This window comes from Mammaliicoccus sp. RAM2, from assembly GCF_045897195.1.
GTDB lineage: Bacteria > Bacillota > Bacilli > Staphylococcales > Staphylococcaceae > Mammaliicoccus > Mammaliicoccus sciuri.
Genome location: NZ_JBJNWI010000009.1, coordinates 59917 through 81483, shown reverse-complemented (window position 1 = coordinate 81483; position 21567 = coordinate 59917). Strand labels below are relative to the sequence as shown.

The 21567-nt window shown below is 31.8% G+C and carries 26 protein-coding genes; 10 read left to right on the top strand and 16 right to left on the bottom strand.

Going from position 1 to position 21567, the window contains the following annotated elements:
- Nucleotides 1–741, top strand: coding sequence for an ATP-binding cassette domain-containing protein (locus ACJTHF_RS12820; RefSeq protein WP_243561582.1), 741 nt, complete (start codon nucleotides 1–3; stop codon nucleotides 739–741).
- On the top strand, nucleotides 738–1496 hold the full coding sequence (locus tag ACJTHF_RS12815; protein ID WP_078354807.1) for an ABC transporter permease: 759 nt from the start codon (nucleotides 738–740) through the stop codon (nucleotides 1494–1496). Before ACJTHF_RS12820 ends, ACJTHF_RS12815 begins: the two co-directional genes overlap by 4 nt.
- A gap of 96 nt (nucleotides 1497–1592) precedes the next feature.
- Here the strand turns inward: ACJTHF_RS12815 and ACJTHF_RS12810 are convergent, their stop codons facing one another.
- Nucleotides 1593–2972 carry an aldehyde dehydrogenase gene (locus ACJTHF_RS12810; protein ID WP_058591850.1) on the bottom strand — a complete coding sequence of 460 codons (1380 nt, stop codon included), beginning with the start codon at nucleotides 2970–2972 and terminating at the stop codon, nucleotides 1593–1595.
- Between the two features lie 113 nt (nucleotides 2973–3085).
- On the opposite strand from ACJTHF_RS12810, the gene ACJTHF_RS12805 reads away from it, so the two are divergent.
- Both ACJTHF_RS12805 and ACJTHF_RS12800 read left to right on the top strand, forming a co-directional pair.
- Entirely contained in the window at nucleotides 3086–4060 is a 975-nt protein-coding gene (locus tag ACJTHF_RS12805; protein ID WP_058591851.1) for a Gfo/Idh/MocA family protein, read from the top strand.
- Nucleotides 4053–4355, top strand: coding sequence for a hypothetical protein (locus ACJTHF_RS12800; protein ID WP_058591852.1), 303 nt, complete (start codon nucleotides 4053–4055; stop codon nucleotides 4353–4355). Before ACJTHF_RS12805 ends, ACJTHF_RS12800 begins: the two co-directional genes overlap by 8 nt.
- Before the next feature lie 42 nt (nucleotides 4356–4397).
- Here the strand turns inward: ACJTHF_RS12800 and ACJTHF_RS12795 are convergent, their stop codons facing one another.
- The 3 genes from ACJTHF_RS12795 to ACJTHF_RS12785 are packed head-to-tail and all read right to left on the bottom strand — an operon-like array spanning nucleotide 4398 to nucleotide 6229.
- Nucleotides 4398–4673 carry a GNAT family N-acetyltransferase gene (locus ACJTHF_RS12795; protein ID WP_025905106.1) on the bottom strand — a complete coding sequence of 92 codons (276 nt, stop codon included), beginning with the start codon at nucleotides 4671–4673 and terminating at the stop codon, nucleotides 4398–4400.
- A 21-nt stretch (nucleotides 4674–4694) separates the two neighbouring features.
- Nucleotides 4695–5621: a manganese-dependent inorganic pyrophosphatase gene (locus ACJTHF_RS12790; protein ID WP_153654374.1), complete on the bottom strand. Its 927-nt coding sequence runs from the start codon at nucleotides 5619–5621 to the stop codon at nucleotides 4695–4697.
- 59 nt (nucleotides 5622–5680) lie between these two features.
- Entirely contained in the window at nucleotides 5681–6229 is a 549-nt protein-coding gene (locus tag ACJTHF_RS12785; protein WP_058591855.1) for a cysteine hydrolase family protein, read from the bottom strand.
- Nucleotides 6230–6317: 88 nt separating this feature from the next.
- Here ACJTHF_RS12785 and ACJTHF_RS12780 point away from each other — a divergent pair, with 88 nt between their 5' ends.
- Together ACJTHF_RS12780 and ACJTHF_RS12775 are read left to right on the top strand one after the other, a co-directional pair.
- Nucleotides 6318–7424, top strand: coding sequence for a glycosyl hydrolase family 28-related protein (locus ACJTHF_RS12780; protein ID WP_232157303.1), 1107 nt, complete (start codon nucleotides 6318–6320; stop codon nucleotides 7422–7424).
- Nucleotides 7425–7441: 17 nt separating this feature from the next.
- Nucleotides 7442–7891, top strand: a complete 450-nt coding sequence (locus ACJTHF_RS12775; RefSeq protein ID WP_088592246.1) for a DUF1801 domain-containing protein — start codon at nucleotides 7442–7444, stop codon at nucleotides 7889–7891.
- Nucleotides 7892–7927: 36 nt separating this feature from the next.
- Here the strand turns inward: ACJTHF_RS12775 and ACJTHF_RS12770 are convergent, their stop codons facing one another.
- From ACJTHF_RS12770 to ACJTHF_RS12715, 12 genes are all read right to left on the bottom strand, one after another.
- On the bottom strand, nucleotides 7928–8740 hold the full coding sequence (locus ACJTHF_RS12770; RefSeq protein ID WP_153654372.1) for a prephenate dehydratase: 813 nt from the start codon (nucleotides 8738–8740) through the stop codon (nucleotides 7928–7930).
- A gap of 14 nt (nucleotides 8741–8754) precedes the next feature.
- Nucleotides 8755–9813, bottom strand: coding sequence for a nitric oxide synthase oxygenase (locus tag ACJTHF_RS12765; RefSeq protein WP_153654370.1), 1059 nt, complete (start codon nucleotides 9811–9813; stop codon nucleotides 8755–8757).
- Between the two features lie 65 nt (nucleotides 9814–9878).
- Complete coding sequence (hisIE, locus tag ACJTHF_RS12760) at nucleotides 9879–10511, bottom strand: bifunctional phosphoribosyl-AMP cyclohydrolase/phosphoribosyl-ATP diphosphatase HisIE (RefSeq protein WP_048540643.1); 633 nt, start codon at nucleotides 10509–10511, stop codon at nucleotides 9879–9881.
- Nucleotides 10508–11266 (bottom strand): imidazole glycerol phosphate synthase subunit HisF, encoded by a 759-nt coding sequence (gene hisF / locus ACJTHF_RS12755; RefSeq protein ID WP_048540644.1) that lies wholly within the window; start codon nucleotides 11264–11266, stop codon nucleotides 10508–10510. Before hisF ends, hisIE begins: the two co-directional genes overlap by 4 nt.
- Nucleotides 11263–11967, bottom strand: a complete 705-nt coding sequence (gene hisA / locus ACJTHF_RS12750; RefSeq protein WP_058591861.1) for a 1-(5-phosphoribosyl)-5-((5-phosphoribosylamino)methylideneamino)imidazole-4-carboxamide isomerase — start codon at nucleotides 11965–11967, stop codon at nucleotides 11263–11265. The genes hisF and hisA overlap by 4 nt, the downstream gene beginning before the upstream one ends.
- A complete protein-coding gene (gene hisH, locus ACJTHF_RS12745) occupies nucleotides 11960–12541 on the bottom strand; it encodes an imidazole glycerol phosphate synthase subunit HisH (protein ID WP_106417507.1) in 582 nt (193 codons plus the stop codon). Before hisH ends, hisA begins: the two co-directional genes overlap by 8 nt.
- Nucleotides 12541–13119: an imidazoleglycerol-phosphate dehydratase HisB gene (hisB, locus tag ACJTHF_RS12740; protein ID WP_058591863.1), complete on the bottom strand. Its 579-nt coding sequence runs from the start codon at nucleotides 13117–13119 to the stop codon at nucleotides 12541–12543. Before hisB ends, hisH begins: the two co-directional genes overlap by 1 nt.
- Nucleotides 13091–14101 (bottom strand): pyridoxal phosphate-dependent aminotransferase, encoded by a 1011-nt coding sequence (locus ACJTHF_RS12735; RefSeq protein ID WP_106417508.1) that lies wholly within the window; start codon nucleotides 14099–14101, stop codon nucleotides 13091–13093. The genes hisB and ACJTHF_RS12735 overlap by 29 nt, the downstream gene beginning before the upstream one ends.
- A gap of 3 nt (nucleotides 14102–14104) precedes the next feature.
- Nucleotides 14105–15361 (bottom strand): histidinol dehydrogenase, encoded by a 1257-nt coding sequence (hisD, locus tag ACJTHF_RS12730; protein ID WP_078354800.1) that lies wholly within the window; start codon nucleotides 15359–15361, stop codon nucleotides 14105–14107.
- The gene (gene hisG / locus ACJTHF_RS12725; protein ID WP_025905120.1) at nucleotides 15351–15968 is read right to left on the bottom strand and encodes an ATP phosphoribosyltransferase; all 618 of its coding nucleotides are present in this window, start codon (nucleotides 15966–15968) and stop codon (nucleotides 15351–15353) included. Before hisG ends, hisD begins: the two co-directional genes overlap by 11 nt.
- A gap of 9 nt (nucleotides 15969–15977) precedes the next feature.
- On the bottom strand, nucleotides 15978–16808 hold the full coding sequence (locus ACJTHF_RS12720) for an ATP phosphoribosyltransferase regulatory subunit (protein ID WP_078354799.1): 831 nt from the start codon (nucleotides 16806–16808) through the stop codon (nucleotides 15978–15980).
- A 211-nt stretch (nucleotides 16809–17019) separates the two neighbouring features.
- Entirely contained in the window at nucleotides 17020–18189 is a 1170-nt protein-coding gene (locus ACJTHF_RS12715; RefSeq protein WP_048540651.1) for an MFS transporter, read from the bottom strand.
- Between the two features lie 144 nt (nucleotides 18190–18333).
- On the opposite strand from ACJTHF_RS12715, the gene ACJTHF_RS12710 reads away from it, so the two are divergent.
- The 4 genes from ACJTHF_RS12710 to ACJTHF_RS12695 all read left to right on the top strand — a co-directional run bounded on the left by ACJTHF_RS12710 (nucleotide 18334) and on the right by ACJTHF_RS12695 (nucleotide 21427).
- Nucleotides 18334–19809, top strand: coding sequence for a nicotinate phosphoribosyltransferase (locus ACJTHF_RS12710; protein ID WP_048540652.1), 1476 nt, complete (start codon nucleotides 18334–18336; stop codon nucleotides 19807–19809).
- Nucleotides 19806–20627, top strand: a complete 822-nt coding sequence (nadE, locus tag ACJTHF_RS12705) for an ammonia-dependent NAD(+) synthetase (RefSeq protein ID WP_048540653.1) — start codon at nucleotides 19806–19808, stop codon at nucleotides 20625–20627. Before ACJTHF_RS12710 ends, nadE begins: the two co-directional genes overlap by 4 nt.
- A 64-nt stretch (nucleotides 20628–20691) precedes the next feature.
- On the top strand, nucleotides 20692–21261 hold the full coding sequence (locus ACJTHF_RS12700; RefSeq protein WP_048540654.1) for a DUF2179 domain-containing protein: 570 nt from the start codon (nucleotides 20692–20694) through the stop codon (nucleotides 21259–21261).
- The gene (locus tag ACJTHF_RS12695) at nucleotides 21251–21427 is read left to right on the top strand and encodes an NETI motif-containing protein (RefSeq protein ID WP_078354798.1); all 177 of its coding nucleotides are present in this window, start codon (nucleotides 21251–21253) and stop codon (nucleotides 21425–21427) included. The genes ACJTHF_RS12700 and ACJTHF_RS12695 overlap by 11 nt, the downstream gene beginning before the upstream one ends.
- The last annotated feature ends 140 nt before the right edge of the window (nucleotides 21428–21567 follow it).

The window sequence follows — 21567 nt, the reverse complement described above, 5'->3', positions numbered from 1 at the left end:
ATGGAGATGATTTATTTGGAAAGTAGTGTAGCAGTCCAATTTAAAAATGTAGAATATGAAATAGAACGGTCACTAATTTTAAAAGGTGTTACAGGTGCCATTTATAAAGGTAAAATTACTTCTATAATCGGGCCATCAGGTGCAGGAAAATCAACACTGCTCTCTTTAATTAATTTATTAAAGTCTAGTACAAGTGGCGAAATATTCATTGATCAACAATCTATTGAAACATATAATCCAATGGAACTTAGAAGAAAAGTTCAGTTAGTTTCTCAAGAAGCAACGATGATTAAAGGAACTGTAAAAGATAATTTAGAACTGCCATTAATACTACAAAATAAAAAAATGACAGATGAAGAAGCTAAATATTATTTGAAAATAGTCGATTTACCAGAAACTTTTTTGAATAAAAATAGTAAAGAATTATCAGGTGGAGAAAAACAAAAGTTATCTCTAGCCCGATCACTTGTTAATAAACCTAAAGTGATATTGCTAGATGAAGTGACATCGGCATTAGATAGAAACTCTAAACGTGCAATTGAACAACTATTGCAAAAAATTATTAAAGAACACGAAGTTACGATGATATGGATTACACATGATATTAACCAAGCCTTTAGAATGAGCGATTACATATGGGTTATGATCAATGGAGAAGTTGAACTAGCTGATACAGTTGAAAATGTTAAAAATTCAGAACAACCAAACGTCAGAAGCTTTATAGGAGAAAAATTAATATGAGTATAACATCAATCGTGTTAATGTTTGTTTTTATTATTATTCCAATAGTAATTTCGAAAAGTTTTAATCTAGGATTAGAGAAAGATACTTTAATTGCAGCTATTCGATCATTTGTTCAACTGTTAATAGTAGGGTATATTTTACAATTTATATTTGATCAAGAAAGCCATATTTTTATCATTTTAATGGTCATGCTTATAATAGGTGCGGCAACACAAAATGCGCGAAAAAAAGGTTTGGAAATACCAGGCATCACATGGAAATTATTACTGGCTTTTGTAGCAATAGAAGTCATTACACAAGGTATCTTATTAGGGTTTAAAATTACGCCACCAACAGCACAATACATCATACCAATAAGTGGCATGATTGTTGGTAATGCGATGGTATTAAGTATCTTGTTCTTAAATAGATTTATGTCAGAAGTTAAACAAAATGAAAATGTGATAGAGCTTGTTCTATGTTTGGGAGGTACACCTAAACAAGCAATACATAAGCAACTGATCACTTCTATACAGTCTAGTGTTATACCAACTATAGAACAACAAAAGACAATTGGCCTTGTGCAATTACCAGGTATGATGAGTGGTCAAATCATTGGTGGGGCAGATCCAATTGAAGCGGTACTCTTTCAAATATTAATCGTATTTATGTTATTAACAAGTGCTACAATGGCGAGTGTGATATTAGGCTTCTTGTCATATCCAACTTTATTTAATAAAAAGCAGCAACTCATTGAAAGTCAGTATAAATAAAATAAGCATGTGGTTAAGACGTAAATGAATGTCTATACCATATGCTTATTTTGTATGCTTAAAATTAATTGTGTGGCTCTCAGTAACACTTCTGTATTACTTTTTAAACATGGCTCTAACGTATTTAGCTTTTCCTTTATAAGGTGGGAAAAGGACGCCAGTTTCTAGTTTAGTTGTTTTAAACATGATGCTCTTTTCATTGCTAAAGAGTTCAAATGAAGCTTTGCCATGATATTTACCAATTCCTGAATGACCGACACCACCAAATGGTAAGTTATGGTTACCTAAATGTAAAAGTGTATCATTGATACAACCGCCACCGAATGATATTCTTCTTACGACTTCATCAGTATGATTTTCGTCTTCACTAAATAAATATAGTGATAGTGGCTTTGGTTTATTTTTTATAAATTGAATGGCATCACCGAATGCTTCATACGTCATAATAGGTAATATTGGACCAAAAATTTCGTCTTCCATTAGAATATCATCAAATTTAACATTATCGACAATAGTCGGTTCTATATATCGGTTATCTCTGTCCGAGCTACCTCCGTAGACAATGTCTCCATTAGTTTGATTAAGTAAATTCACTAATCGATTTGTATGACGTTCATTTACGATACGGCCATAATCTTCACTATTTTGTGCTGTTGACGTATAAAACTCTCGAATAGTTGTTTGAATCGCTTTAATGAATTGTTGTTTAATCGATGCGTCGATGATGACATAATCTGGCGCGACACATGTTTGACCGGCATTAATAAATTTACCAAATGCTATTCTTTCTGCTGCTACTTTAATATTTGCAGTCTTATCAACAATTGCTGGACTCTTTCCACCTAATTCAAGTGCTACCGGAATAAGTTGTTTACTAGCTTGTTCGTACACAATTTGTCCAACTTTAGTAGAGCCAGTAAAGAATATAAAGTCGAATGGGTAAGTTAACAGTTCTTCAGTTACAGTTTGGTCGCCAGTTATACAAGATACATATGAAGGATTAAATGCTTCTTGTATAATCTTTTCTAATACAATACTAACATTTGGTGTAAGTTCTGAAGGTTTGATAACAGCACAATTTCCAGCAGCAATAGCACCAATTAAAGGTTCTATAACAAGTTGAAACGGATAATTGAACGGACCGATGATTAAGACTGTGCCATATGGTTCGTTAATTGTGTAACTTTTACCTGGAAATAAAAATACAGGTGTATTCACGTTTCTTTTACTTGCTAAACTCTTGACTTCTTTTAGCATGAAAGAGATACTTTTGTAAATGTAACCAATTTCAGTAGCATAAGATTCAACAGAATTTTTGCCTAAATCTTGTTGCAATGCTGAAATTAAGGCACTTTCATTTGTTTTAATAGATTTTCTTAGTGCTCTTAACTGTTTTTTTCTGAATTTAATATCTTTTGTTACATCACTATCAAAAAGTGATTGTAAGTTTTCGAATTGAGTCGCGATAGTCAATATGGATGTCTCCTTTATACTTCTATTGTTTATATTTTAACAATAGTTATAATTAAAAGCGAAGTGTTTATTTATGAAATTTTTATTTTAAAAAAATAACGAAAAGGTGAAATAATATGAGATTTGGATTTATAGGTACCAACTGGATAAGTGATAAATTTATAGAGAATGGTTTAGAAGTTGAATCGTTTGAACCTTATGCTGTCTATTCACGAACTGAAGAAAGAGCAGACTATTATAAGGAGAAGCATCAACTTACTGAAACGTTCACAGATTTAGAGTTATTTTGTCAATCACCTAATTTTGAAGCGGTATATATCGCATCACCTAATGCGTTTCATTTTGAACAAGCAGAATTAGCGATTAAAAATAAAAAACATGTCTTGATCGAAAAACCAGCGACAATTGTTCAAGAACAATATGAAGCATTATCTAAACTTGCTTATGAATATAATGTCACTGTTATGGAAGCGATGAAATCAACATTATTACCGCCATTTGTAGAATTTACAAATGATCTTATTGATATTGGTGAAATTAGATATGCTGATTTTCATTATCACCAATATTCTTCAAGATATGATAACTATAAAAAAGGTATCATAGAAAATGCTTTTAAACCTGAGTTAGGGAACGGCGCTTTAATGGACTTAGGTGTTTATGCAGTAGCTCCGATGATACATTTGTTTGGTATGCCACAAAATATTAAAGCAAATGGTTTTAAATTAGATACTGGAGCCGATGGACAAGGTAATGCAATATTGGATTATCATACTTTCCAAGCAACGATTAGTTATTCAAAAATATGTGACCGCCCCAGTCCTTCAGAAATAGTAGGGGAAAATGGTTATGTATTAATTGATAAAATAAGTGCTCCTTCAAATATTAAAGTATTTAATAGAGAAGGGGTATTACAGAAAGAATATAATAATGATTCACCGTTAACGATGAAAGATGAAATAATTGAATTTATTAATTGTGTACAGAATCATAAGGTAGAATCATCTATTAATACACATCAAAGATCATTAGAAACGATTAAAGTATTAGATGAAATTAGACATCAAATTGGAGTTCAATTTAATGTCTAAAAAGTACTTCATCATTACAGCTGTGATTATTATCGTTTTACTACTCGTCGTGGTATTTATACCATTTAAACAAAATCCATCTTCCACATCAAGAGTGGTCGTTGATCACTTTAATCATAAGTATGCATTTCCGAGTTGTTATGATTACGAAAAAGCATCAAATTATATTGATGAAGTAACATATAAAGATGCTCAAGATTTAAAATATCCACCTATGAATACGTGCACAGAAGAAAAGGCAAAGCCTCAATATAAATCATTGCTTAAACGGTTATTAGAAAGTACAGAAATATAAAAAGTCCTGACGAAATGATATCATTTCGTCAGGACTTTTTGATTATTTTTTTAATACATCATGTGTGCTTTCATCTTTAGTCATAACATCTTTAACGTACGGACAAACTGGATCAATTACTTTCTCTTCAGATCTTGCTTTTTCAATAACAACATCAACCAATTTTCTAGCAATACCTTGTCCTCGTAGTGAAGGATCTACAAAAGTATGATCGACTACAAGTGTCTTGCCATCTAAGTCTTGATACGTGATTTCCGCTTCAAAATCATTCTCAGAATTGCCTACATAAAATTTGTTTGTACCTTGTTTGATTTCCATTTAAAGCACACTCCTTATAAATTATTTCCCTAATAATTCATCAATTGGTGGAACGACTTGTTTCTTACGAGAAACAATGCCAGGTAATACAGCGACATTTCCATTTAATTCAGTGTTGAACGCTTTTGTTACGACTTGTTGTTCTTTACCTAAAGCAATAGCAGTTGAGTCACTGTTTAAGATATCTGTAATAACAAATACAAATAAGTCATATTGTTCTTTAGCAATAATTGCGTTGATTTCATTTTCAACGTCTTCTTGAATTTCAAGAACTTCGTTTACATCAACAGTATTAACTTGTGCAATACGTACAACTTTATCACCCATGTTGAATGATTTAGCATCCATATTTAAAAGGAATTCTGGTGATTTACCTTTTACTGAAGCTCCTGCTTTTAACATTTCTAAACCATATTCATTTAAATCAACATTGGCAATTTTAGCTAATGCTTCACAAGCTTGTTTATCTTGTTCTGTGCATGTTGGTGATTTAAATAGTAATGTATCAGAGATAATAGCTGAAATCATAAGACCAGCAATTTCAGGTTTAATTTCAATACCATTTTCTTCATACATTTTTTTAAGGATTGTAGTCGTACAACCAACTGGTTCAGCTCTGTAATATAATGGAGCTGCTGTTTCAAAATTGCTGATACGGTGGTGATCAACAACTATTGTAATTGTAGCATCTGTAATATCATCTGCACTTTGTTGGAATTCATTGTGATCGACTAAAATAACGTTTTTGTCTTTTAAAGGTGTTTCTAATAATGCAGGTGCTTGAACTTTGAAATAATCCAACGCAAATTGTGTTTCATCAGAAACGTCTCCAAGTCTTGCAGCTTGAACGTCATTTCCAAGTTCTTTTTGTAAATCTTCCATTACTAATGCTGAAGCAATTGTATCTGTGTCAGGATTCTTATGTCCAAATATAAATGTGTTTACCAATGTAATTTCTCCTTTTGCTTTGAATATTCTGTCACTTTATTTTAACATGAACACATTGTCTATTCTACAACTGCGCCTATACTATTTTCAAAATGTGTAAGCGCCCAATCGTGTCCAGCTTGATTAAAAGAAGCGACACAATTCTTAGGTATAATAATTTGATAATTTAAATTGTAAGCATCGACAGCAGTATGTAACACACAGATATCTGTACAAACGCCGACAATTTCAACAGTATCAATATGTCGTTCTCTTAATAAACTATCAAGATTTGTACCGAAAAATGCACTATATCTTGTCTTATCTATCCAAAATACGTGATTAGAATGTTTGATTGAATCGTATTGAGGCTTTAATGAGTTATATAAATTTCTACCTTCTGTACCTACGATATTATGAGGTGGAAATAATTTTGTTTCAGGATGATATGGATCATTCTCATGGTGATAGTCCATTAAATAAAAAATTAAATCTTCATTCAAGTTGTATGTTTCGATTTTATGGTGAATATTTTGTTCAATTTCTTGACCAGGTTCTCCGCATGTTAACTTACCATCTGACGCAACGAAATCATTTGAATAATCAACGATAATGAGTGCTTTCTTCAATTATATTCCCCCTAATTGTTTATAAAATGTTTTCAGTGTAATATAAATATACATGCAAGTATACGCTATATTAAGGTGGTTATGAAGTATGAAGCATATTGTTAATGTAAATCGTTATGGTGCTAAAGGTGGTTGTGGATTAACAGATACAATTGGTATTCAATTGGCTTTATTACAAGCTAAGAAGGGATCAGTAACAGTTTATATACCTAAAGGTGTTTATCATATTATTTATGAATTAGTGATATATGAACATACAACGCTTATTTTACATGATGAAGCTGTATTAATCAGAAAATCGCCTACAGCTATGCTGAAAAACGGACATAGATTGAAAAAATACTATGGCTACGATGGGCACGGTAATATCAATATTATCGGTGGGACATTTGATGCGTATGGACATACAAATAATACAAATAACACGATCATGTCTATTGGTCATGCACGCAATATTCAAATACATAATGTGACATTTAAGAATGTTGTAGGTGGGCATGCGATTGATGCATGTGGCTTAGACGGATTTTATGTAAATGAATGTAAGTTTCTTGGTTTCCGTGACGATAGTGGAACGAGATTATTTAGTGAAGCAGTTCAAATAGATATTCAAACTGAAGGAGCATTTCCTAAATTTGGGGCAACAGATGGTACGATAACTAAAAATGCACTGATTGAAAACTGTTATTTCGGAAATTCAGGTGATCCAAACATTTTACCTTGGAATAGAGCAGTTGGATCTCATGCAAGTATGTATGATGTGTTTTATGAGAATATAAATATTCAACATAATACTTTTGAAGGATTAGGGGATTTCGCAGTTACTTTATTAAAAGCGAAAGATTCATCCGTTACACACAATCAATTTATAAATTGTGAGGGCGGTATTCGATATTTAGCTGTACCAACAGGTAAATATTCATTAGATATCCATAAATTAAATAGAGGCGGACAAGCAGGGTCAACTATATTGATAGGTGATAATACATTTAAAGATATTAAAAGTAAACCAAGTATTTTAATTAAAAGTTATGAAGACGTTATGAATAAAGATATTTATATTTATAATAATCATTTTGAAGGAGAATATTCAAATAATATTAAATTCATTAAGACGACAGATATTTATTTATACAACAACCGTAATTTAAGCAATATCAAACAAGATCAAGTTGAGAACCTTATTCATATATAATTAAAATGGAGGATATGATGAATAGCATAGACCGTTATATTGAACAAATTGATGAAAAGAAAAAAGAAACATATATTCATTTGCTAAATACAATCAAAACGCATTTACCACCTGGCTATGAACTAGTCATGCAATACGGTATGCCGACATTTGTAGTACCTTTAGATAAATATCCAAAAGGTTATTTAAATAGAGCAGATGAACCACTTCCATTCATTAGTCTTGGTGCTCAAAAAAATCATATTGCCTTATATCATATGGGGTTATATGGGATGAATGAATTGAAAGAATGGTTTGAGAATAGATACAGAGAACAAGTACCAACTAAATTAAATATGGGGAAAAGTTGTATTAGATTTACAAACAATAAAAACATACCCTTTACTTTAATAGGCGAGTTAAGTGAAAAAGTCACTGTAGATGAATGGATACAAAAATATGAATCAGGACATAGAAATCAAAAATAAAACGCTTCTGGGATTATAATTCCCAGAGGCGTTAATTTATGTAATTCGTTTATCAAAATTGCCTAGCACTTTTACATTAAAGTCTAATGTTTTTAGGATTGTGATTACTTTCTTCATTTCTACATCTTCAGCGCTACAATCTGCTTGAACAAAGAAATGATACATGCCGAGTTGTGTCTTGAGTGGTCGAGATTCAATCCATGATAAATTGATATTAAATAAAGCAAATGTATTTAATATACTTGCTAATAAGCCTGGTTTATCTTGGTCAGGTGTAATTAACAAAATACTATCTGTTGCTTTTTCAACATGTTTTTCTTGTGCTGATAAAATTAAAAATCTTGTTGTATTATGTGGATAGTCTTCAATGTGTTCATATAATGCTTCAACATCGTCATTAGATTTTTCTAAACCAATTGGTGCAATTGCGCCAGTATGTGCATCTATTTCATCTAAACTTTGAACGGTACTGTCAGAATATCTGTATGCAAAATTTTGATTTTTAATAAATTTAGATGTTTGATTGATTGCTGGGGCAATAGAAACAACTTCTTTAATATCTTCTAATTTTGCGCCTTTTTGAACATAAAGAGAAAATGATATATCTAGATGTAATTCGTCTATAACGTGGATTTTCTGTTCAGTTAATGAATCGGCAATGATGTTGATTGTACCTTCGATAGAATTTTCAATTGGGGCTATTGCGATGTTTTCTGGGTCAGCTTCAATTGCTTTAACCACTTCGTATAAATTTGCCTTAGGAATATATTCAGTGATTTCATCTGGCTTATATTTAAGTGCTGCAATATGTGAAAATGTACCTAATGGTCCTAAATAATATAACTTCATAAATGACTTCCTTTCTAATGCATTGGACAACCTTGTTGATTTTGTCTATATAAAAAGTTTGGACTTCTCACCTCATTATCATAGCCTTTATGATAATTATGTACAAGTGAAGGTGAAAGAGGAGGTGCAAGCCAACTCCATTTTCCGGTCACTTTTCTATTAGCTTTACATTCATTCTCTTCAAATTTCTTAAATTGTTTAGAGGCATTATAATGATCAACAATTGCAACACCAGCTTCTTTATACGAATGATAAATAGCATAATTAAACTCTACTAAAGCTCTATCTCTCCAGTAACTTGATGTTGTCGTCGTATCAAAATCAAATGCTTCTGCAATATCTTTTAATTTGTTATAGCGATATTCGTCTGTAAAATTTCTAACGCCTATTTCAGTTTCCATGTACCATCCGTTAAATGGGGCAGTATGATAATATATACCACCAATTTCTAAATCCATATTTGAAATGATAGGTACTGCATACCATTTAAGTTGTAGTGAAGCTAATTTAGGATACTGTTTATGGTTAATGTTAATTTCTTTAATGAGTTCTTGTGGGTATTGATGAATTTTTAGGCTTTGTTGATTAATTCGATACATTAATGGAAGTACATCAAAATCAGTATGTTGACTTTGCCAATTTAAATGGTGTGCTAATTTCGTCATTTCGATAGATTTAGGGTCACCTTTATCTTCGTATCCTGCATATCTAATCAACTGTTCATTCATAATTTCTATTTGGTTGTTATATATGCTGATCATGGGTTTGATTTTTCCATCATTTGTAGCGCCTTTAATGTGACTTTCAATTGAAGTAATAAATGCTTGTTCATCTTGAATATGTCTTAAATCTCTTACCGTCAATTTATCCCAAAAAAGTCTACCAATACATCTATTTGAATTTCTCCAAGCTACTTTCGCACCATATTCTAATTCTTCAGTTGTGTGGGTATAAGTACCAGTTTGAGAAATTTCATGTTCTATTTCTTGTATTCTTTTATTCATTTGTAATTCTGATATTTCTAATTCTTTATACATATCATTAATAAAAGCAGTCGCTTTATCTCGTAACATAAATACACCTCTATGTACTAGTATAAGCGAATGCTATTTTTTGACAATATATGAATTATGACAATTTACCAATTATTGATATCTTGTCGTTCACCTTTAAAATTACCTGACTTTTTATGACGTTCTTTCAATACTGATATGACATCTTCAAATTTAACACCTCTATCATGAAGCAATACAAACAAATGATAAAGTACATCAGCCACTTCATTTGTGAGTTCTAATTTATCATCTTTCATAGCTGCGATAACAACTTCAAATGATTCTTCTCCATATTTTTTAGAAATTTTATCTATACCTTTATTAAGTAAATAATTGGTATATGATTTTGGGTTATTAGAATCAACACTTTCTTGAATAGTCGTTTCTAATGATTCGAGCGTGTAAGGTTCTTCAGTATTAAAGCAACTAACAGATCCAGTATGGCAAGTAGGGCCATCAGGTTTGACTTGTAGTAAAATTGTATCTTGGTCACAATCTAATTGTATATCGATAACATGTTGGATATGATTGGATGATTCGCCTTTTTTCCATAGACGATCTTTACTTCTTGAATAAAACCAACAGACTTTCTCTTGAATGGTTAAGTTATAAGCTTCTTCATTCATATAACCTAACATTAATACTTGTCCAGTTTGGTAATGTTGTAAAATTGCTGGTACAAGACCTTTAGAAAAATCAGGTGCAAATTCACTCATCGTACATTCACTCCTTCATTAGATAAATGTGTTTTGACTGCTTGTATTGTTGTTTCTTTATCGTGAAAAATACTTGCAGCGAGACCTGCAGATACATCAGTTTGTTTAAATAAATCAACAAAATGCTGGCTATTACCGCCACCACCTGATGCTATTACAGGTAAAGTCACCAGTTGATTAATTTCAGTTAATAAACGATGATCAAATCCTTGTTTAACGCCATCATAATCCATACTTGTAATTAATAATTCACCAGCGCCGAGATTTTCAACTTCTTGAACCCAATCTAACACACGTTTATCTGTACGCTGTTTACCACCATGTGTATAACAGTACCAATCTTGATGTTCTTCTTCCCATTTAGCATCAACTGCGATACAGATACATTGTTTTCCGAACTTATCACTCGCTTCACGAATAAATGCTGGGTTACGCAAAGCACTTGAGTTTAAAGAAATTTTATCAGCACCATGATTAAGTAATACCGAAATATCTTCAAGTGTACTAATACCACCACCAATTGTAAGTGGAATGAATAATTTTGAAGCTGTTTCTGATATGATATCTAACATCATTTGATGTCCATTTTCTGTCTTAGAAATATCTAAGAACACAAGCTCATCTGCCGCTTCTTGATTATAATATTCAGCTAATTCAACTGGATGTCCAATATCTCTCAAACCTTTAAACTTTATGCCTTTAACGACACGTCCATCTTTAACATCTAAGCATGGGATGATTCTTTTTTTGATCATTCAATACCCTCCCAAAATGCATCCGTATTTGCTGCTTTTCCAACAATAGCAGCGTGCACATTTAATGCATCCAGTTGCTCAATGTCATCTTTATTTCTTATACCACCTGAAGCAATAACAGGAATAAATGTTGATTGGACTAATTTGCCTGTTAATTCAAAGTTTGGCCCAGATAATTTACCGTCTTTTGAAATATCTGTATAGATAATTCCGCCGAGAGGGAAAGTGTTAATTTTTTCAATGAAATCAAATAGGTTTATTCCGGCATCATCAAGCCAACCGTTTAATTTGATTTTTTCAACATACGCATCGACAGATAAATATATTTTATTTGGAAATGTATGCGTTACTTCTTTTAACCAGTCTAAGTCTTGTATACCTTTAGTGCCGACGATAATGTACTCAACACCTTTATTTAAATATGATTCAATCGTTTCAACACTTCGAATACCACCACCAACTTCAATTGGTAAATGGGTTAAGCTGACGAGTTGTTCTATGTAATCTGCTTCTGTTGGTTGTTGATTTTTAGCGCCGATTAAATCGATAACATGAATTCTAGAAACTTGTTTAAATTTTGAATAGAAAGCTATTGCTTCTTCTGCAGTTCTAGGCATAGATTCTTTAGAATCATATTTACCTTCAGTTAATCTCACGCTTGTGGAGTCTATTAAATCTATTGCTGGCCAAATTTCAATCATTTAAAAAACCTTCTTTCAATGCTTGGTCTAGTATTTTGAGTCCGTAATCACCGCTTTTTTCTGGGTGGAATTGTATACCGATAATATTTTTTTGTTGCACGATTGCAGTGATTGGTTGTCCATAATCTGCTGTAGCAACTATAGGTAAATTAGTAGAGACATGATAAGAATGTATAAAGTAAACATCACCATCAAGTAGAGGATGTTCACTTTGTAAATTGTTCCATCCTAAATGTGGAACAGGGTAGGGACTCTCTATAGGTATAACGTTCCCTTGCAATAAATTTAATCCTTTTGTTGAACCTTCTGCGCTGTATTCAAATAGCACTTGCATACCTAAACAAATGCCAATGATTTTATGCGTATCTTTAATATCTTTAATCACTTTGTCTAGACCATTTGATGTTAATTGTGTCATAGCATCTTTGAAGTGCCCGACACCTGGAAGAATAACATGTGTACTATTTTTTATAGTATCTTCATCTGAAGTTAATTTGGCATCATATCCTAAATGTAAGAGGGCACGTTCAATATTTTTAATATTGCCAAGTCCGTAATCAATGATTGCAATCATTATTCAATCACACCCTTAGAAGAAGGGATACCAGCATAATCATCTTGTGTTAATGCGATTTTTAGACTTCTAGCAAATGCTTTGAAAATCGCTTCGATTTCATGGTGCGTATTGCCACCTCTAATTAAATCAATATGTGTCGTTAATCTTGCATTAATCACAAGTGCTCTAAAGAATTCCTCTACAAGTTCTGTATCAAAAGTTCCAACTTTTTCACGAGAAAATGTCGCATTAAATGATAAATATGGTCTGCCACTAATATCCGTTACAACACGTGCTAAAGTTTCATCCATTGGTATATAGAATGAACCATATCTTGTAAATGATTTTTTATCTTTAACGACTTCAAGAAGTAATTGGCCTATTACAATACCTATATCTTCAACTGTATGATGATCATCTACTTGTGTATCTCCAACAACTTCTATATTTAATGCAATACCACTATGAAAACTAAATAACGTCAACATATGGTCTAAGAAACCAACACCAGTATTAATGTGTGAATCCTCTCCATCTAATCGTAGTTGAATTTTGATATCTGTTTCTTTAGTTGATCTTTCTTTTTGATAAGTCATATTCTTGTCTCCATTCTTTAACGATTTTTTCAAGTTCATTTAATTCTGATTTTGTAGCTATTGAGTATCTAACTGTTTGTTGCATGTTTGGTTCATCATAAAATCTTGGTAAATAGCCATGGTCATAAATATACTGACCTAATGAATCTGCTAAATCTCCATAAGTTAATACGAAATTTGTTTTTGAAGGTATCACATGGATAATATCGCTCACATGTTGTTCGAAAATATTTCTTAACTGACTACTCAATTGTCTTTGTTGCGTTAATAATGAATGTACAATTTCTTTGTTACTAAAAATTTCAGTCGCAATATTTAAAGTTAATGTGTTTAATGGATATGGATGTGCGATACGATTTAAAGTTTGAATGGTCTTCTCGGTAGAAATGACGATGCCGACTCTTAAACCAGCTATTGCAAATGCCTTACTTAACGTACGCATTTGAATGATATGGTCTTGTAATTCAATATCGTATGCATCTCCGAAATCTAAATAAGCTTCATCAATAATAAAATAACCACCAATTGCTTGCATTTCATTCGCGATTTCCTCTAAAAATGCTTTAGGATATTGAATGCCTGATGGATTATGAGGCACACTCATAATGAAAAATGCTGGCTTTAATTTTTGGATTGATTGCTTAATTTTATCTAACGAGAATGTATAGTCATCTTCTGCATCTACATAATGGATAGGGCGATTAATTTGATGCGCATATGCTGTATACATGAAGAAATCTGGATTCAGCGTTAGGACTGGTCCATCTGGTAATGCAATCATGCATTTTTGAATCCACTCATCTGAACCATTCGCTGCAGAAACTTGGTTAGGTAATAATTGATAGTAGTCTGCATAAGACTTGATAAAGGCATCATATTCCTCATCAGGATAAAAATTAAAATTTGATTTGGCGATAATATTTTTTAAAGTTGCATCATCTAATGCAGGAATAGGGCTTTCATTCTTGTTTATTCTAATCATGTTTCACGACTCCTCGTTGTTTGTTAATCTCACTTCTAAAGATTGCTTATGTTGATATAAACCTTCTTGTTCAGCTAAAGCTATAGCACTCGGTGCAATACTTTGATAAGTGTGTTCATCTAAATGAATGACAGAATGACTCGTTAAGAAATCATTGACTGTTAAACCATTCGAGAATCTTGCTGTTTTATCAGTCGGTAATACATGACTTGGTCCAGCAGCATAGTCACCAATTGCTTCAGGTGAGTATTGACCTAAGAACATTGCTCCGACGTATTTAATTTTACCAATATATTTACTTGGATCAGTCGTTTGAATAGATAAATGTTCTGGCGCAATATAATTAATGACTTCTATTGTTTCATGAATATCACGCGTTAAAATTGGATAATGATAATTTTTGATACTTTGTTCGATAATTTGTTTTCTTGGTGCTTGATCTATAGCTTGTTGTAGTTTCTGTTGAACTTTTGTTAAGAAAGAAGAATCTGTTGATACTAGAAATGTTCTAGCTTGTTCATCATGCTCTGCTTGGGCTAATATATCTTGAATGATGTAATCTACATTTGAATTTTCATCAGCAATAAGTGCAATTTCACTTGGACCAGCTATTTGATCGATACCAACTACACCGTATAATAACTGTTTACTTAATGAAACAAATTGATTACCAGGTCCAACAATTTTATCTACTTTCGGAATCGTTTCAGTACCGAAAGCTAAAGCAGCAATACTTTGAGCACCACCAACTTGGAATACACGATCTACACCCGTAATACAGCATGCAGCAAGTATAGCTGGGTCGATACCATCTTTTTGTGGTGGGGTAACAACAATAATTTCTTGAACATCTGCTACTTTAGCAAGGGTAGCTGTCATCAGAACTGTTGATGGATAACTTGCTTTTCCACCTGGTACATAAATGCCGACTTTTTCAAGAGGGTGATAAAGTTGGTAAGTTTGACCTGTTGTTACATTTTCATGTTTAATTTTTTGTTGAAAATTTTTAATTTGTTCAAAGCTTGTTTCAAGTGCTGATCTTAAAGTGTCTGATATAAGGTTAATGCTGTTTTTTATATCATATTGAGGGACTTCAAGTTGCTCCAATTCAACATTGTCAAATTTCTTATTATAGCGAAATAAAGCTTGGTCTTGATGTTCTTTTACATCTTGGATAATTTTTTTAACATCTTCAGTATTACTTTCGTCTGTTAATCTATCTTGTTCAAATTTATTTATGAATTCCGTTTTAGATAGCATTCATCGACACCCCAATTTCTTCTATAAATGATTCAATCATATTTGATTTACTAAAAAATGCATGTTTATTTGTAATCAGTTTAGCATTGATGTCACCGATGGATTCTTTTTCAACGAGTCCATTAGATTTTAATGTTGTACCTGTTTGTACGATATCTACGATTGCATCAACCATATTCACTACTGCTGCTAATTCTACAGATCCTGATAATGGAATAATTGAGACATCTTGTCCTTTATTTTTAAAGTACGCTTTCGTCGTTTTAACATAAGTCGTCGCAATTTTTTTGTATTCTGTTACTTCAGGTTTACTCGCAACAGCAAAGTGACAATAACCAAAAGGCAAATCAACTAAGTTGTTTACATTGAGTTTATCTTTTTCATCAAGAATATCACTGCCTGTAATACCAATATCAGCAATGCCTTCTTCAACATATGTTGATACATCATTTCCTTTAACAAGAATAAATCTAACGTTCGCAACTTCTATTTGAAGTTTACGTTCTCTATTATTTAATGCGTCTGCCCATTTTGGGTTGCCATTTTCATCAATAAATTTTATGAAATCTTTTAATAAACGTCCTTTACTTAATGCAACTGTTAACATAATGACCTCCTATGATAGTTGAATACCAAATCCAAAACCTTCTAACGTACCGTTATAATGTCCGCCTGAAGCAATTGGATTTCGATTGTTATTTTCATAAAGCTGAATGAAGCTCCCAACATAATATGATTTTGGGGGCATTGTTGTAATATCTAAATGTATATGGTTAATGCCTGATGCTTCTAATGTCGCTTTCCAATATAGTAAAGATTTATAAGTTGGATGGTCAGTATCAGCAAAAGTTGTTAAAAAATCTAATTGTTGATGAGTAGGTGTTTTAAGTAATTGTACGAGTGAATGATTTTGTGATAGTAGTTTAGAAATTTTTGAAATATTTCTTTCACTAATAGCCGTAAATAATTCTTCGTTCTGTTCTTCTTTAGAAAGTAAAAGATCAAATAATTGATAATGTCCTATAACAGCAAAATCAACATTTAAATCAAGTTCATTTTGGATAAAGTCATGTATATATTCATAACATTGCAACATGTCATTCCTTTTAGGATTAAAAATTTCAACACCTAAATTTGTATATATGTGTTCATTAATTGCTATAGGGCCAGCATATGTTACAGAACGTGCATCAAGATGATATTCACGACTATAATGTTGGATTTGATCCGTCCAATCATTTCTTAAACTATAAAATGCATCGCCATTTTTCCAAATACTTCTTGTATCTAAACTATTCAAGTCATCTTGCGTCAATTGTTTCCAATGAAGTTTCTCTATGAAACTCATATCAATCACTTCGTAATCTCGAGTACTAAAATATTTTAGAAATTTAAGTTCTTTTTCTTTCTTTTGAATAACGTCATCTCTGTAATTTACATAATCCATATTATAAACCTCGCTTTTACTCTCTACCAAGTTAAAGTATTTATTTAATTATAAATGATACTATAACATGCATAACGAAACATATCAATTGAAAGTTCTGAATATTTAAAATATCAAAAAAAATAAACCCAAAGACATTTGAATTAATCAATGTCTTTGGGTTCTCATTATATTTAAACGATGTGATTTTAAATTTTAATAATATCTTAAATTATGCTTCAACTTTTGTAGGTGTTCTATGAATGAGTAATAGAATAAACACGATAAATACAAACGCAGCAATCATCGTAAAGAATATTGTTCCGTTTGATAATTGTATAATCGTTCCTCCAAGCATTGGGCCAATTATGCTACCGACACTAAATGACATAGCTATCATTAAATTACCAGCTGGTAGATTATGCTTTGGTGTTAAATCTGTCATAAAGCTTACACCTAATCCATAAAAAGATCCTGTGAATAATCCTGCGATTAAGAATAATCCCATCATAATAAATGTACTTGTTGGTAAAAAGTCTCCTAACATAAACACGATACTGCCGATTAATGTTAATCCAGTTAATACTTTCTTTCTACCATGAATGTCACTAAACATGCCTAATGGTACTTGGAAAAGAATAGCACCAAGACTAAATGCAGGTAAGATTAACGTAATACTAGTGACATCAAGGCCATTTCTTAAACCATAAACAGGGAAGTTACTATGTAATCCAGCTTCAAACAATCCATATAATAATGGAAACATAAATGCAATCCATGATGTTCGTATTACATCTCCAAAGTTTTTTAAAGTGTTTAGTATACTGACTGGTCTAACATTAGATGAAGGGAATTCATTGTGTATTAAAAGGACTAATGAAATAGTTATTAATGAAAGTATTGCTGAAAGGATGAAAGGTAAAGCTTCCGAAACGTCAACAAGTTTAGCTAAAAGAGGTCCTAACATGAAACCTGCTGAGAAACTGAAACCATATACAGAAATCGTTCTTCCTAATTTTTCTTTAGGTGTAATATGTGTTAACCAAGTTTGCGTGCTAAAGTGTAACATATTATCACCAATACCAATTAATAGTCTTAAAATAAACCAAATAGATAATGTCTTTAAAGTTGGAAATAACAATAAAGATAAGGCAACTATGGCTCCACCAATTAATATCATATATTTAAACCCAGACTTTCTAACAAGCCCTTCGATAAAAAATGAAGATAAGAACACACCTATATATAATGAAGTTGCATGTAAACCATTCATTGAACTTGAAATACCATTTCGTTCAAAAATGACCGATATAAGTGGTAAGAGCATTCCTTGTGAAAAACCAGAGACAGCTACAATAATTGAAAGTATAATAAATAATTTTTTGAATGAAGAGTTTTTCATTTGTATGCCTCCTTCTAAATTTTACATCTTTAGTATTTTATCACAGAGATAAATGACTTGATATATTTAAGTTACTTTTTAATTTTTAATTTAAAAAGTATGATAAAATAATATAAAATTAGATAACCTGAGGAGTATTGAATAATGTATAAATATGAAGACGATAGTTTGATGTTACACACGGATTTATATCAAATCAATATGGGTGAAACTTATTGGAATGATGGTATTCATGAGCGTACTGCTATTTTTGATTTATATTTTAGAAGTATGCCATTTAATAGCGGCTATGCTATTTTTAGTGGATTAGAAAGAATTGTGCAATTTATAGAGCATTTCAAATTTACAGAGACAGATATTGAGTATTTAAGAGAAGTTGGATATCAAGATGATTATTTAGATTATTTAAAGTCATTACGATTTACAGGGAACATAAGAGCAATGAAAGAAGGGGAACTTTGTTTCAATAATGAACCACTCATTAGAGTAGAAGCGCCACTTATTCAAGCGCAACTCATTGAAACAGCACTTTTAAATATCGTGAATTTCCAAACGTTAATTGCAACTAAAGCAAGTAGAATTAAACAAGTTGTTCGTGATGAAATTGTAATGGAATTTGGTACTAGAAGAGCGCAAGAAATGGATGCTGCGATTTGGGGAGCTAGAGCAGCGATGATCGGTGGATTTGATTCTACAAGTAATGTTAGAGCAGGTAAATTATTTGGTATTCCGATTTCAGGAACACATGCACATTCAATGGTTCAAACATACGATGATGAATATACAGCGTTTAAAAAATATGCTGAAAGACATAAAAATTGCGTGTTTCTTGTAGATACTTTCCATACTTTAAAATCTGGTGTGCCGAATGCAATTAAAGTAGCGAAAGAATTAGGAGATAAAATTAATTTTATCGGTATACGACTAGACTCAGGTGACATCGCTTATTTATCTAAAGAAGCAAGAAGAATGTTAGATGAAGCAGGCTTTACAGATGCAAAAATCTTTGCTTCAAATGATTTAGATGAACAAACAATTACAAGTCTAAAAGCACAAGGTGCAAAAGTAACGGCATGGGGTGTCGGTACGAAACTTATTACAGCATATGATCAACCAGCATTAGGTGCTGTCTATAAACTTGTAGCAATTGAAGAAGAAAATGGCGAATTATCAGATCGCATCAAAATTTCTAACAATGCTGAAAAAGTAACAACACCTGGTAAGAAAAATGTTTATAGAATTATCAATACTAAAACGAATAAATCTGAAGGCGATTATATTACATTAGAAGATGAAGAGCCTAATAAAGAAGAACGTCTAAAAATGTTCCATCCTGTTCATACTTATAAAATGAAATATATCAAACATTTTAAAGCTGTCGATTTACATCATGACATTTTTAAAGATGGTAAACGCGTATACACACTTCCAGAAATTAAAGAAATTAGAGAATTTGCTTTTAACAATTTAGATATATTATGGGAAGAAAATAAACGTTATTTAAATCCTGAAGAATATCCAGTAGATTTGAGTAAAGCATGTTGGGATAATAAGAATAAAAAGATATTCGATGTAGCTGAAAGAGTAGCAGAAGCGATAAAGGATGTGGAAGAGTCATGAGAGATTTACAATCAATCATTGTCAAAGAAATGAATGTTAAAAAATCAATCGATCCAAAAAAAGAATTTGAAGAAATCAAACAGTTCTTAAAATCTTACGTTAAAGCACATAGTTTTGTTAAATCTTTAGTTTTAGGTATTTCTGGTGGGCAAGATTCGACATTATTGGGTAAAATCGCACAATTAACAGTAGATGAACTAAATGCTGAAGAAAATCATCAATATGCATTTATCGCAGTAAGGTTACCTTATGGCGAACAATTTGATGAACAAGATACACAAGATGCATTAGATTTTATTAATCCAAGTAATCGTGTAACAGTAAATATTAAGCCTGCGGTTGAAGCGAGTATTCAATCTTTAAAAGAAGCAGGTGTAGAATTAACTGATTTTCAAAAAGGGAATGAAAAGGCGAGAGAACGTATGAAAGTTCAATATTCAATTGCTTCAGCTAATAATGGACTCGTACTTGGTACGGATCATTCTGCTGAAAATATCACAGGTTTCTATACGAAATTTGGAGATGGCGCTTGTGATATTGCACCGTTATTCGGTCTTAATAAACGCCAAGGCAAAGCGATTTTAAAATATTTAGGTGGTCCAGATCATTTAATCAATAAAGTACCAACTGCTGATTTAGAAGAAGATAAACCTGCTTTACCAGATGAAGAAGCGTTAGGTGTAACATATGATGCCATTGATGACTTTTTAGAAGGTAAAAAAATCAGTGAAAAAGATCAAGAAATTATTCAAAATCACTATGTAAGAAATGCACATAAAAGAGAAATGCCTTATAACCGTTATACATGGCCAAAATAATACGTGACTTTCATAAGTTTGCTTGATAAAATGATTCCAGTATTTTGATTTATGGAGGGTTTAAATGTCAGCTATATTAGATAATCCATGGTTAATGGTGCTATCTATATTTGTCATTAATATAGTATATGTATCTTGTTTAACAATGAGAACAATTTTAACATTGAAAGGATATCGATATGTTGCCGCTGCTGTTAGTGTACTTGAAGTAGTTGTTTATGTTATCGGGTTAGGTTTAGTTATCAATAGTCTTGACCAAATTCAGAATATATTAGCTTATGCGCTTGGGTTTGCTGCAGGCATAATTGTCGGTATGAAAATTGAAGAGAAAATTGCATTAGGGTATATCGTTGTAAATGTTACAACAGCTGAATATGAAACAGATTTACCAAGAACGTTAAGAGATTTAGGTTATGGTGTAACACATTACGTTGCTAAAGGACGAGATGGTGATCGCTTAGTGATGCAAATTTTAACACCACGTAGATTTGAATTAAAATTAATGGAAACAATTAAACAATTGGATTCTAAAGCCTTTGTAATCGCTTATGAACCTAAGAATATACACGGTGGATTCTGGGTTAAAGGTGTACGAAGCAAAAAATTAAAGGCGTATGATACTGATGAAGTTTAGAGTAGAAGACAATGAAACGATTGAAATGTGTCTAAAAAGAATGAAAGTTCAAGGTTATACACCTGTAAAAAGATTTGAAAAACCTGTATTTATTGAGATAGAAAATGGTGACATTGAGGTTCTCAAACAAGAAATACAATTCGTAGGTAAGAAAATCAAAGAATGACAATAAATCTGGGACATGAGAATGTGGCCCAGATTTTTTCTACTTTTAGTTTATTCTCCTACTGTTACAATATATAATGAAAGATATTAGGATTAAAATTATAAATCACGAACAATTTTGTATTTTTTATAAATAATGTA

Coding starts and splice junctions, on each gene's coding strand:
- ACJTHF_RS12820 (WP_243561582.1), top strand. CDS start 1: ATGGAGATGATTTATTTGGAAAGTAGTGTAGCAGTCCAATTTAAAAAT.
- ACJTHF_RS12815 (WP_078354807.1), top strand. CDS start 738: ATGAGTATAACATCAATCGTGTTAATGTTTGTTTTTATTATTATTCCA.
- ACJTHF_RS12805 (WP_058591851.1), top strand. CDS start 3,086: ATGAGATTTGGATTTATAGGTACCAACTGGATAAGTGATAAATTTATA.
- ACJTHF_RS12800 (WP_058591852.1), top strand. CDS start 4,053: ATGTCTAAAAAGTACTTCATCATTACAGCTGTGATTATTATCGTTTTA.
- ACJTHF_RS12795 (WP_025905106.1), bottom strand. CDS start 4,673: ATGGAAATCAAACAAGGTACAAACAAATTTTATGTAGGCAATTCTGAG.
- ACJTHF_RS12780 (WP_232157303.1), top strand. CDS start 6,318: ATGAAGCATATTGTTAATGTAAATCGTTATGGTGCTAAAGGTGGTTGT.
- ACJTHF_RS12775 (WP_088592246.1), top strand. CDS start 7,442: ATGAATAGCATAGACCGTTATATTGAACAAATTGATGAAAAGAAAAAA.
- ACJTHF_RS12770 (WP_153654372.1), bottom strand. CDS start 8,740: ATGAAGTTATATTATTTAGGACCATTAGGTACATTTTCACATATTGCA.
- ACJTHF_RS12765 (WP_153654370.1), bottom strand. CDS start 9,813: ATGTTACGAGATAAAGCGACTGCTTTTATTAATGATATGTATAAAGAA.
- hisIE (WP_048540643.1), bottom strand. CDS start 10,511: ATGAGTGAATTTGCACCTGATTTTTCTAAAGGTCTTGTACCAGCAATT.
- hisF (WP_048540644.1), bottom strand. CDS start 11,266: ATGATCAAAAAAAGAATCATCCCATGCTTAGATGTTAAAGATGGACGT.
- hisA (WP_058591861.1), bottom strand. CDS start 11,967: ATGATTGAAATTTGGCCAGCAATAGATTTAATAGACTCCACAAGCGTG.
- hisH (WP_106417507.1), bottom strand. CDS start 12,541: ATGATTGCAATCATTGATTACGGACTTGGCAATATTAAAAATATTGAA.
- hisB (WP_058591863.1), bottom strand. CDS start 13,119: ATGACTTATCAAAAAGAAAGATCAACTAAAGAAACAGATATCAAAATT.
- ACJTHF_RS12735 (WP_106417508.1), bottom strand. CDS start 14,101: ATGATTAGAATAAACAAGAATGAAAGCCCTATTCCTGCATTAGATGAT.
- hisD (WP_078354800.1), bottom strand. CDS start 15,361: ATGCTATCTAAAACGGAATTCATAAATAAATTTGAACAAGATAGATTA.
- hisG (WP_025905120.1), bottom strand. CDS start 15,968: ATGTTAACAGTTGCATTAAGTAAAGGACGTTTATTAAAAGATTTCATA.
- ACJTHF_RS12720 (WP_078354799.1), bottom strand. CDS start 16,808: ATGGATTATGTAAATTACAGAGATGACGTTATTCAAAAGAAAGAAAAA.
- ACJTHF_RS12715 (WP_048540651.1), bottom strand. CDS start 18,189: ATGAAAAACTCTTCATTCAAAAAATTATTTATTATACTTTCAATTATT.
- ACJTHF_RS12710 (WP_048540652.1), top strand. CDS start 18,334: ATGTATAAATATGAAGACGATAGTTTGATGTTACACACGGATTTATAT.
- nadE (WP_048540653.1), top strand. CDS start 19,806: ATGAGAGATTTACAATCAATCATTGTCAAAGAAATGAATGTTAAAAAA.
- ACJTHF_RS12700 (WP_048540654.1), top strand. CDS start 20,692: ATGTCAGCTATATTAGATAATCCATGGTTAATGGTGCTATCTATATTT.
- ACJTHF_RS12695 (WP_078354798.1), top strand. CDS start 21,251: ATGAAGTTTAGAGTAGAAGACAATGAAACGATTGAAATGTGTCTAAAA.